This is a genomic window from Halopelagius fulvigenes (assembly GCF_042662625.1).
Classification (GTDB): Archaea; Halobacteriota; Halobacteria; order Halobacteriales; family Haloferacaceae; genus Halopelagius; species Halopelagius fulvigenes.
This window is the reverse complement of record NZ_JBHSXH010000009.1, coordinates 588,502-598,207: the sequence shown is the minus strand read 5'-3', so window position 1 is coordinate 598,207 and position 9,706 is coordinate 588,502. Positions and strand designations below refer to the sequence as shown.

Genomic DNA, 9,706 nt, shown 5'->3' with positions numbered 1-9,706 from the left:
CGCCGCGACCGAGCCGGAACCCGGACGGGAGTTGGGGGTGGGGGTGGGTGAGCCCGGGTTCCGTCGTCGCGGCGCGGCGTCGGTGCACGACGGACGCGTCGTCGCGTCCGCCGCGGGTGATGGGGCTAGTGGGTCTGACGCGGGGCGTCGGTGGAACGCCCCGACGGCACGGGTAGACGCCACGGCCTGCGATGAGCGTCTGACACCTCATCGCGTTCTCGCCTACGGGAGGACACCACTTCAACCGTGACGACCGTGAAGTCGGTTTCAGCCGTTTCAGGGGCGCAACAGCGGCTAAATTCGGATTAATTCGGCTAAACTGTCGGTCGAACCCGGAGAACGGAGGGGGAGAGCGCACCCCGCGGGTCGGCTCTCGGTCGTCGGCCTCAACCGTCACTTACTGGTCGTCGGCGTCGGCCGTCGGTCACCGGCCGTCGGTGCCAACCGTCGCTCACCGGTCGCTAGTCGGTCGAGGGTCGGGTCGGTCGAGAAAAGTCGGTCGGGTCGGTGCGTCGGAACCGGTCGGTCGCTTACGCGCCGACCAACTCCTCGGCGACGATTTCGGCCGAGAGGAGGTCGGGGTCGATGGCGAGGTCGGTCTGTCCGCGGACGAACTCCGGGAGGGAGTCCCGGGAGTACGTGACGACCCGGACGTTCGGGTTCTCCTCTTTCGCGACCGGAATCGCGGAGGCGTCGTCCATGTCCGTGAGGACGAGGACGTCCGCCGTGTCGATTCCCGCCGCGACGAGCGATTCTCGGGTCGCCACCCCGTCGATACGAGTGAGGTCGGCACCGAGGTCCACGAGGGCGTCGCCGAGTCTGTCTGCGTCTTCACCTGCGATGAGCACGGTCATTCGTACTCGATGGTGGCCGGAGGCTTGTGCGTTACGTCGTAGACGACGCGCGCGACGTTCTCGTTCTCGCCCGTGATGCGCGATTGGATGCGCTGGAGCGTCTCCCACGGGAGTTCCTGCGCGCGCGCGGTCATGCCGTCGCGCGATTCGACGGAGCGAACCGACACGATCCAGCCGTGGACGCGGTTGTCGCCCTTCACGCCGGTACCCTTCCCGATGACGGCGGCGAACGCCTGCCACGGGTCGTGTTCTTCGACCTCCTCCTCGACGACGTGGCACGCCGCCCGCGCCACCTCGACTTTCTCCTTGGTCACCTCGCCGATGACGCGGACGGCGAGTCCGGGGCCGGGGAACGGCATCCGCTCGGAGATTATCTCTTCGAGGCCGAGTTCGCGGGCCACCTCGCGCACCTCGTCTTTGTACAGGTCGCGGACGGGTTCGACGATGCCCTCGAAGTCCACCACGTCCGGCAGGCCGCCGACGTTGTGGTGGGACTTGATGTTCCCCTCGCTCTCGATTCGGTCGGGGTAGATGGTCCCCTGCACGAGGTACTCCGCGTCGGACTCCTTGGCCTCGCGTTCGAACTCGCGGATGAACTGCTCGCCGATGACCTTCCGCTTCTCCTCGGGGTCGGTGACGCCTTCGAGCGCGCCGAGGAACCGGTCTTCGGCCGCCACCACTCGGAGGCTGTCCATGTAGCTGAAGGTGTCGCGAATCTGCTCCGTCTCGCCCTCGCGCATCAGGCCGGTGTCGACGTAGACGGGGGTGAGCTGGTCGCCGATGGCCTCGTATGCGAGTGCCGCGGCGACGGAGGAGTCCACGCCGCCCGAGAGGGCGATGACGGCGTGCTCCTCGCCGACGGCCTCGCGAATCTCCTCGACGGCGTCGTCGATGAAGGATTCGGCGTCGACCATTACGCTTCCACCTCCTCGTCGCGGGCGACGTCACGCGCGTCCAACTGCCCCAGAACGGCGTCGAGGAAGCCGACGAACGGCGGACTGGCGCGGTCGGGGCGCGACCGGAACTCGGGGTGGAACTGCGTCCCGAGGAAGTACGGGTGGTCGTCGCGTTCGAGGATCTCCATGCGGTTGGCCGCGCGCCCGGAGAACGAGAGCGCCCCGGATTCGAGTCGGTCGATGTACTCGGGGTTGACCTCGTAGCGGTGGCGGTGCCGTTCGGTGCAGGAGGTGTCGCCGTAGACGCGTTCGGCCAGGGAGCCGGGTTCGATGTCCGTCTCGTGCGCGCCGAGGCGCATCGTCCCGCCCATCTCGTCGAGTTCGTACTGTTCGGGCAGGAGGTCGATGACGGGGTGGTCCGTGTCGGGGTCCAGTTCCGCCGAGTGCGCGCCTTCGAGGCCGAGGACGTTGCGGGCGTGTTCGATGACGGCCATCTGGAAGCCGAGACAGAGGCCGAGGAACGGCACGTCGTTCTCGCGGCAGTAGCGGATGGCCTCTATCTTGCCCGCGGTGCCGCGGGTGCCGAACCCGCCGGGGACGACGACGCCGTCGGCCCCCTTCAGGCGGTCGGCGTGCTTGTCGAGCATCTCGTCGGAGTCGACCCACAGCACGTTCACGTCGGTGCGGCGTTCGATGCCGGCGTGCTTGAGCGCCTCGTGGACCGACATGTAGGCGTCTTCGAGGTCGTACTTCCCGACGAGTGCGATGTCGACGGACTCGGTGCGTTCCCGCGTGACGAGTTCGCGCCACCGGTTGTCGCGTTCGCCCTTCGGGAGGGCCTCCTCGGCGAGGTTCAGACGCTCCATGACGTACTCGTCTAAGCCCTCCTCTTCGACCATCAGGGGGACGTGGTAGATGTCCTTGACGTCCGGATTCGAGAACACCGCGTCCGTCGGCACGTCGCAGAACAGCGCTATCTTCTCCTTCGTGCCGGGGTCAAGTTTGTCCGACGACCGACCGACGAGGATGTCGGGTTGCAGGCCGGTGCTGCGGAGCTCCTTCACGGAGTGCTGCGTCGGTTTCGTCTTCTGCTCGCCGTTCTTCGAGTAGGGGACGAGGGTGACGTGCGTAAAGAGGATGTCCCCCTCGTCTTCCTCGTGGGCGAACTGGCGGAGGGCCTCCAGGTAGGGCATGCCCTCGATGTCGCCGACGGTGCCGCCGACTTCGACGATGCAGACGTCCGTCCCCTCGGCCGCCTCGCGGATGCGGCGCTTGATATCGTCGGTGATGTGCGGGATGATCTGGACCGTCTTGCCCAGATAGTCCCCGGAGCGCTCCTTCTGGATGACGTGCTGGTACGTCTTCCCCGTGGTGACGTTGTGGTCGGAGGTCATGTCCGTCCCGAGGAACCGTTCGTAGTTCCCCAGGTCCAAGTCCACCTCGCCGCCGTCTTTCAGCACGTACACTTCGCCGTGCTGGTAGGGGTTCATCGTCCCCGCGTCCACGTTCAGGTACGGGTCCACCTTGACGGCGGTCACGTCGAACCCCGCGTTCGAGAGCAACCGGCCCGTACTCGCGGCGGTGATACCCTTTCCGAGTCCGGACATCACACCTCCCGTTACGAAAATGAACTTCCGACCCAGCGACGGGTCGTACCCGGTTTCGGGTTCCTTCGGCATACCGAGTGTGTGCCAGCGCGACTCAAAACCGTTTCGGACGGACGACTGCGTGCCACTGAGGTGCACGTCCGTCCGGACCGAACGTGCCGCGCGAAACGTTCGCACGGCGGCGGACGCTACTATCCGGACGGCCCCCTACGTCGAGGTAACGTGTACGACTACCACGTCCACTCGAACTACTCCGACGGCGACTTTCTCCCGTCGATGCTCCGGGCCGCGGAGGCGGCCGGACTGGCGGGCGTCGGCATCGCGGACCACTGCACCGTCGTCCCGGACGAGGAGATGCGACGGTTCCGGGACGTGTACGGGTTCACCCTCGACCAGACGTACCCCCGGCGGCGACGCGCCATCGAGACCCTGCGCGACCGGTACGAGATCGAGGTGTACGACGCCGCCGAGATGGACTACGAACCGAGCGCGGAGGGCGAGATTCGGGCGTTCCTCGACGAGGCCGAGTTCGACTACACGGTCGGCAGCGTCCACGCCCTCGACGGGACGAACGTCCACCACGAGGAGCACTTCGCCGAGATGCCGGAGGCGGACCGCCGCGACGCCGTCGAGCGATACTTCGAGAAGGTGGTCGCCCTCGCGGAGTCGGAACTGTTCGAGGTGGCCGCCCACGTCGATCTGGTGGAACGGAACGCCGCGCTTCGCGGCCTCGCCACGGAGGAACAGTACGAACGCGTCGCGCGGGCGTTCGCCGGCTCTCGGACGGTGCCCGAGATAAACGCCGGGCGCGTCCTCGACGACTACGGCGAGTTCCACCCGACGCCCGCCCTCTTCTCCGCCCTCCGGCGGGAGGGCGTCGAGTTCGTCGTCGGAACCGACGCGCACGCGCCCGACGAACTGGTCGCCCGTGCCGACGTACTCCGGGAGTTCGTCGCGTCCGAGGGCGTCTCGCCCGTCGAACTCGACCTGTAGTCGGCGCTATCAGAGTCGGTGTCGCCCGAGTCGGCGTCGCTTTCGTCGCCGTCACCTCAGTCGCCGCCTCGCAGTCCAGCCTCCGTCGCTACGTCGTCCGCGCCTCCGCCGCCTCGCCGTCCGCGTCGGGTCCGCTAACGCGTTCGACCACCTCGTCGCCGTCGAGGTCGACGCGTTCCGTGCCCGGGATCTCCAGGATCAGGTCCGGGCCGAACGCCGACGAGGGAGTCTGATACCCCGTCGGGGCCTCGCCCGCGAGGACCTTCTCCGTGCAGAGCAGCGACGCCTCGACGGTCAGGCGGTACGTCTCCGGCGTTCGGAGGCGGGAGACGAGGCGGTTCCCCGGCGACCGAGCCTCGCCCCAGACGAGCGCGTACCCCTCCTCACGGGTCCGTTCGTCCGGTCCCTCGACGTACCGGTCCACGAGGCGGCGGAGGAGGTACTGGACCGGCGCGGCGTCGAGGACGCCGCCGAGGTACTTCGTCGCGGCGAGGAGGCGGCGGCCCTCCGAGGGCACCGCGGCGTACACCTCCACGTTCGGGATGCCGGTGGAGGCGTGGGCCGTCGAAACGTCGCCCCACGGGATGGTGACCGCGCGCTTGAGGCCCTCGCCGAAGTCGATGGCGCGGGTCTTGTGCCCGACCGGCACCCAGCGCAGGACGCCGTCCTCGCGGACCGCGCCGCCGTCGCCGATGCCGGAGAGGACCGTCTTCATCGTTCCGCGCGAGACGGTGCCCGAGGGATCGAGGCCGAGTGCGAGGTGCGTCGCCTCCGGGAGTCGCCGCTTCAGGTGGGCGGCAAGACAGTCCGTCGGCACCACGTCGAACCCGACGCCCGGCAGGAGGGTGACGCCCGCCGCCTCGGCCTCGTCGCTCCGTCGCTTGATTCGCTCGAAGACGGAGAGTTCGCCGGTGATATCGAGGTAGTGCGTCCCCTCGTCGATGCAGGCGTCCACCATCGGGTCCGCCGTCTTCTCGAACGGCCCCGCGCAGTTGAGAACGGCGTCCACGTCGTCTACGAACGCCGACGCCTCGCGCACGTCGAACGTTCGGTGCGGGAGGCCGAACTCCGACGCTACCGACTCGACTCGCTCCGGGTCGCGCCCGGCGAGAATCGGTTCGAAGCCGCGTTCGACCGCCGCCTCGGCGACGAGACGACCGGTGTAGCCGTATGCGCCGTACAGAAGAAAGGAAGCGTCCGTCTCGGGGTCTGACATCGTCCCCCCGTTGGCCCGTGACGCGATTAGTTGTGTCGGTCCCGTAACAGGTGTGTCGCCGGTTCCCCCACCGCTCTGCCGGGACCGCAGTAGTTGAACTGCTGGTGTCCGACGTGCCGCCATGGAGATTCCAGACCTCGGTCTCGGAACGTACAAGATGAAGGAAACCGACGAGTGCGCGACCGCCGTGGAGACGGCGATAGACGTCGGCTACCGCCACATCGACACCGCGCAGATGTACGGGAACGAGGCGGCCGTCGGCGACGGCATCATGCGCGCGGACGTGGACCGAGGGGACCTGTTCGTCGCCTCGAAGATAGAACCGGAAGCGCTCGGATACGACGACGTCCTCGAATCGACGCGCGCGAGCGCGCAGAAACTCGGTGCGGACAGCATCGACCTGATGTACATCCACTGGCCGACCGACGCATACGACCCCGAGGAGACGCTTCCGGCCCTCGACGAACTCGTAGACGAGGGCCTCGTCGAACGCATCGGCCTGAGCAACTTCCGGCCCGACCAACTGGAGGACGCCATCGACCGACTCGACGCGCCCGTCTACGCCCACCAAGTGGAGATGCACCCGATGCTCCCGCAGGAGGAGCTCCACGAGCTCGCCGTCGAACACGACCACCGGCTCGTGGCGTACTGCCCCATCGCCCGGAATCAGGTGACCGAGGTGGAGGAGATTCGACGGGTCGCGGAGAAACACGACGCCAGCCCCGCGCAGGTGTCGCTGGCGTGGTTGACCCGGAAGGAGAACGTCACCGCCATCCCGAAGGCCGCCTCGGAGGACCACATCCGAGACAACTACGCCGCGCTCGACGTCGAACTCGACGAGGAGGACGTGGCGGCGATAGACGGAATCGACGAACGCCGCCGCATCGTCGACTTCGAGGAGGCTCCGTGGAACCACAACTGAACCGGGTCTGAGCTCAGCGAAGACGACATTTTCCGCCGGAAGTTCCCGGAAACCGGTAGGACGGGCTGACGTTCCGGCCTCCTTTTAAAAAGATATAGTATCCGTCACGTTCGAACAACGGGTATGGCAGTGGCGGCAGTGGCATGCCCGCACTGCGGACAGGTGATTCAAGCGGAGTTCCCCCCCGAAGGTGACGTCGGGGGCGTCCGTCGAAGGCTGAAGTCGAGATTTCGTCTAACCCGGAACACCTGCCCGAAGTGCGAGCGCCAGTACGACATCAGACAGCGTTGAATCGACTCCGACCCAACGCCCGGGAACCGGGCGACTCTCTTTTCACCCGGTGTTCTTCATTCCGGCGGCGATACCTTTGACCGTCAGTCGGAGGGTCTGTTCCTCCACCTCGGTGCGGTGCGCCTGCGCCATCAGGTGCGTCTGCAGCAGGTTCAGCGGGTCGACGTAGGGGTTCCGCCGGCTGAGGCTCTCCTCTAACCACTGGCGCTTCAGGAGCGAGTCGCGCCCACTCACGTCGAGGACGATGTCGCGCGCGCGGTCGTACTCGCTCTCGAGGCGCGGGAAGAACGACTCGCGAAGCGACGGTTCCGCGAGGTCGGCGTACTCGCGGGCGATGTCGAAGTCGGTCCGCGCGAGCGCTTGGGAGGCGTTGTCGAGCGTCGTCCGGAAGAACGGCCACTCGTCGTACATCTCCCGGAGCGTCGCCACGTCGCCGCCCTCGTCGAGGTACGCCTGCATGCCCGTCCCGAGGGCGTACCATCCGGGGAGGATGCACCGCGACTGCGTCCACGAGAACACCCACGGGATGGCGCGGAGGTCCTCGACGGTGCGTTCGGCGTCGGAGCGAGAGGCGGGACGGGAGCCGAGGTTCAACTCCTCGATGACCGTGATCGGCGTCGCCTGCTCGAAGTAGGAGACGAAGCCGTCGGATTCGAGCAGGTCGTAGTACTCCCGTCTCGCCGCCGCGGCCATCGTGTCCATCGCGTCTATCCACTCGTCGGGCACGTCCTCCTCGGGTTCGCGGATGGCCTCGAACCGCGAGCGAACCTGCGCGTTCAGCATCTGTTCGAGGTTTCGCTCGGCGATGCGGGGGTTGGCGTACTTCTCGGCGATGGCCTCGCCCTGTTCGGTGAACTTGATCTGCCCCGTTACCGTCTCGTTCGGGAGGGCGAGCATCGCCTCGTTCATCGGGCCGCCGCCGCGGGAGATAGAGCCGCCGCGGCCGTGGAACAGGCGCATCTTCACGTCGAAGTCCTCGCAGATGTCGGCGAGGCGACGCTGGTTCTTGTAGAGGTCCCAGTTGGCCGCGAGGAAGCCGTTCTCCTTATTCGAGTCGGAGTAGCCCAGCATTATCTCCTGGACGTTGTTCCGCGCGGCGAGAACCTGCTCGTAGGCGGGGTTCTCGAACAGGGTGCCCATGATGCGGCGCGCGCCGTTCAGCGCCGACTCGGTTTCGAGGAGGGGGACGATGTCGAGTCCGCAGTGGTCGGGGAGCGAGATGACGCCCGCCTGGTCCGCGAGGAACAGCACTTCGAGGACGTGGCTCGGCTCCTCGGTCATCGAGATGGCGTAGGTGTCTATCGCGCCGACGCCGAACTCTCGCTGCCACTCGCCGAGTTTCTGAAAGCGCCTGAGGACGCGACGTGCGGTGTCGGAGACGTCGCCGGGTTCGTCCAAGTCGATGGTGTTCTCCGACTGGAGGATGGCGTCCGTGAGGATCTCGACGCGCCCCTCCTCGTCGCGGCCGCGGTAGTCGAGTCCCTCGCTCGCGAGGGCCTCGTGGACCGCCTCCGTGTGGTTCTCTTGGTGGTCGCGCAGGTCCAGACTCGCCAGCGTGAAGCCGAACGTGTCCACCTGCCGCATGAGCGGTCGGAGGTACTCGTCGGCGACTACCTCCGCGCCGTTGTTACGGAGGCTCTGGTCGATGACCTCCAGGTCTTCGAGGAGTTCGTGGTGGTCGGCGTAGCCGTTCGGGCGAACGTCCTCGATGCGGCGGAGGCGTTCGCGCATGAGCTTCAGCTTCTGGCGGTACGGCTCGTCGGGGTAGCGCTCCTCCGTCTCGACGGCGACGCCGGGCAGACGCTCCCGGTCGGCGGCCAGCGACCGCTGGAACTCGACGCCGGTGTCGATTCGGTCGCCGTCCTGACTGAGGACGCCCGAGAGGCGCTTCAGCGCGGTCTGGTACTTCTCCAAGACGACGGCGCGTTGGCGTTCGAGCGTGTCCGTCGTCACCTCGGGCGTCACGAACGGGTTGCCGTCGCGGTCCGACCCCGCCCACGAGCGGAACTCGAACAGCTTCGGCACCTCAACGTCGGGGTACTCGTCGGCGATGACGTCCTCGAACTCGGCGTACACCTCGCCCACCACGTCGAAGAGGATGTTCTCGAGGTACCACTGGACGTTCCGGGCCTCGTCCTGCGGTTCCGGCCGGCGCTGACGGACCTGCGACGTCTGCCAGAGGCTCGTCACCTCGGCGTCGACGCGCCGCCACTCCTGTTCGCGTTCCTGATCGGTGAGGCGGCGTTCGTCAAGCTCTTCGAGGTCGTGCGCGATAGAGCGGAGCTTCGCCTTCACCGTCTTCCGACGCGCCTCCGTCGGGTGCGCGGTGAACGTCGGTTCGATGAGAACGTCGTTGAGGACGCGTTGCACCGTCTCGGAGTCGGCGTCGCCCTCGGCGAGGGCTTCGACGGTGGCGAGGAGTCCGTCGTTGAGCGACCCCTCCTGCGAGCTCTCGCGAATCGCGCGGACGCGTTCGCGTTCCTCCGCGAGGTTGATGAGCTCGAAGTAGGTGGTGAACGCCCGGGCGACGACGCTCTCGCCCTCCGGGTCGAGGGTCTCGAGCGTGCGCTGTAGCGACTCCCGCGAGTCCAGTTCGCCCTTTCGGTAGTCGATAGCCGCCGTTCGAAGGTCCTCTACGGTCTCGAACGACGCCGTCGAAGTCTGCTCCTCCAAGACGTCCCCGAGGAGGGCCCCCAACTCTCGGACGTCCTGCCGAACGTCTCTGGTGTGCAGTTCCATGACTCTGTGTATTAATGCCGCATGGTAAAAGCCCCCGAATCGTGTCGAAAATTTGCCCGCTCGTCCGGAAAATAATGAAGGATGGGACGTTTTGAACTGTTTTTCGGGAAAGACGGGGGCGGAAACCGACGACCGGTCGTTCGAGCGAGAGGCCCGGGTCTTCGGACGCTGGTACGCCCCTCGAACGA

7 protein-coding genes are annotated in these 9,706 nt (G+C 66.9%); 2 read left to right on the top strand and 5 right to left on the bottom strand.

Annotated features, from left to right (window positions below; all coding sequences use genetic code 11):
- Window positions 1–530: 530 nt before the first annotated feature.
- Genes ACFQEV_RS05495 through pyrG form a run of 3 tightly spaced genes read right to left on the bottom strand, consistent with a single transcriptional unit; the run spans window position 531 to window position 3,429 of the window.
- On the bottom strand, window positions 531–854 hold the full coding sequence (locus ACFQEV_RS05495; RefSeq protein WP_379693404.1) for a DUF7126 family protein: 324 nt from the start codon (window positions 852–854) through the stop codon (window positions 531–533).
- The gene (gene guaA, locus ACFQEV_RS05490) at window positions 851–1,768 is read right to left on the bottom strand and encodes a glutamine-hydrolyzing GMP synthase (protein WP_379693402.1); all 918 of its coding nucleotides are present in this window, start codon (window positions 1,766–1,768) and stop codon (window positions 851–853) included. Before guaA ends, ACFQEV_RS05495 begins: the two co-directional genes overlap by 4 nt.
- Window positions 1,768–3,429 (bottom strand): glutamine hydrolyzing CTP synthase, encoded by a 1,662-nt coding sequence (pyrG, locus tag ACFQEV_RS05485; RefSeq protein WP_379693396.1) that lies wholly within the window; start codon window positions 3,427–3,429, stop codon window positions 1,768–1,770. The genes guaA and pyrG overlap by 1 nt, the downstream gene beginning before the upstream one ends.
- 150 nt (window positions 3,430–3,579) lie before the next feature.
- On the opposite strand from pyrG, the gene ACFQEV_RS05480 reads away from it, so the two are divergent.
- Window positions 3,580–4,350: a PHP domain-containing protein gene (locus ACFQEV_RS05480; protein ID WP_379693393.1), complete on the top strand. Its 771-nt coding sequence runs from the start codon at window positions 3,580–3,582 to the stop codon at window positions 4,348–4,350.
- Between the two features lie 88 nt (window positions 4,351–4,438).
- Here the strand turns inward: ACFQEV_RS05480 and ACFQEV_RS05475 are convergent, their stop codons facing one another.
- Complete coding sequence (locus tag ACFQEV_RS05475; protein ID WP_379693390.1) at window positions 4,439–5,566, bottom strand: saccharopine dehydrogenase family protein; 1,128 nt, start codon at window positions 5,564–5,566, stop codon at window positions 4,439–4,441.
- 121 nt (window positions 5,567–5,687) lie between these two features.
- Between ACFQEV_RS05475 and ACFQEV_RS05470 the strand changes: the two genes are divergently transcribed.
- A complete protein-coding gene (locus ACFQEV_RS05470) occupies window positions 5,688–6,488 on the top strand; it encodes an aldo/keto reductase (RefSeq protein WP_379693387.1) in 801 nt (266 codons plus the stop codon).
- A 333-nt stretch (window positions 6,489–6,821) separates the two neighbouring features.
- Here the strand turns inward: ACFQEV_RS05470 and ppc are convergent, their stop codons facing one another.
- Complete coding sequence (gene ppc, locus ACFQEV_RS05465) at window positions 6,822–9,518, bottom strand: phosphoenolpyruvate carboxylase (RefSeq protein ID WP_379693386.1); 2,697 nt, start codon at window positions 9,516–9,518, stop codon at window positions 6,822–6,824.
- Window positions 9,519–9,706 lie beyond the last annotated feature (188 nt).

Bases quoted from the DNA above. Each gene is read 5' to 3' on its own strand.
- guaA (WP_379693402.1), bottom strand. From the start codon at position 1,768: ATGGTCGACGCCGAATCCTTCATCGACGACGCCGTCGAGGAGATTCGC.
- ACFQEV_RS05495 (WP_379693404.1), bottom strand. From the start codon at position 854: ATGACCGTGCTCATCGCAGGTGAAGACGCAGACAGACTCGGCGACGCC.
- ppc (WP_379693386.1), bottom strand. From the start codon at position 9,518: ATGGAACTGCACACCAGAGACGTTCGGCAGGACGTCCGAGAGTTGGGG.
- ACFQEV_RS05475 (WP_379693390.1), bottom strand. From the start codon at position 5,566: ATGTCAGACCCCGAGACGGACGCTTCCTTTCTTCTGTACGGCGCATAC.
- pyrG (WP_379693396.1), bottom strand. From the start codon at position 3,429: ATGCCGAAGGAACCCGAAACCGGGTACGACCCGTCGCTGGGTCGGAAG.
- ACFQEV_RS05470 (WP_379693387.1), top strand. From the start codon at position 5,688: ATGGAGATTCCAGACCTCGGTCTCGGAACGTACAAGATGAAGGAAACC.